The 1,042-nt window shown below is 52.1% G+C and carries 1 pseudogene; it reads left to right on the top strand.

Annotation, left to right across the window (positions count from 1 at the left end):
- A pseudogene (locus HCO57_RS16570) lies at positions 1-1,042 on the top strand (hypothetical protein); the annotation flags it as partial.

The following is a 1,042-nucleotide window of genomic DNA, read 5'->3' as shown; positions in this document are numbered from 1 at the left end:
GTTCACTTTAAATTATACGGATGGTACCAGCTTTACCACTTCGGATTTGACAGGTCCTCAAGGCGCTCAAGGTGCACAGGGTCCAGCGGGTCCACAAGGTCCAGCAGGTGCTGATGGTGCAGACGGTGCAGATGGAAACGGAATTGCTTCCACAGTAGATAATAATGACGGTACGTTTACTTTAAATTATACGGATGGTACCAGCTTTACCACTTCGGATTTGACAGGTCCTCAAGGCGCTCAAGGTGCACAGGGTCCAGCCGGTCCACAAGGACCAGCAGGTAATGATGGCGCGGTAGGCCCACAAGGTCCAGCGGGTGCAGACGGTGCAGATGGAAATGGAATTGCTTCCACAGTAGATAATAATGACGGTACGTTCACTTTAAATTATACGGATGGTACCAGCTTTACCACTTCGGATTTGACAGGTCCTCAAGGCGCTCAAGGTCCAGCGGGTCCACAAGGACCAGCAGGAAATGATGGCGCAGACGGTGCAGTAGGCCCACAGGGTCCAGCGGGTGCAGACGGTGCAAATGGTGTAGATGGAAACGGAATTGCTTCCACAGTAGATAATAATGACGGTACGTTCACTTTAAATTATACGGATGGTACCAGCTTTACCACTTCGGATTTGACAGGTCCGCAAGGTCCAGCGGGTGCAGACGGAGCAGCAGGTGCTGATGGTGCAGATGGAAACGGAATTGCTTCCACAGTAGATAATAATGACGGTACGTTCACTTTAAATTATACGGATGGTACCAGCTTTACCACCTCAGATTTGACAGGTCCTCAAGGCGCTCAAGGTCCAGCGGGTCCACAAGGACCAGCAGGTAATGACGGTGCAGTAGGCCTACAAGGCCCAGCCGGTCCACAAGGACCACAAGGACCACAAGGACCTCAAGGTCCACAGGGTCCAGCCGGTCCACAAGGACCAGCAGGAAATGATGGCGCAGACGGTGCAGTAGGCCCACAGGGTCCAGCGGGTGCAGACGGTGCAAATGGTGTAGATGGAAACGGAATTGCTTCCACAGTAGATAATAAT

The sequence above is a fragment of the Croceivirga sp. JEA036 genome, from assembly GCF_011882165.1.
Lineage (GTDB): Bacteria > Bacteroidota > Bacteroidia > Flavobacteriales > Flavobacteriaceae > Croceivirga.
This window is presented reverse-complemented; position numbering and strand designations above follow the sequence as displayed.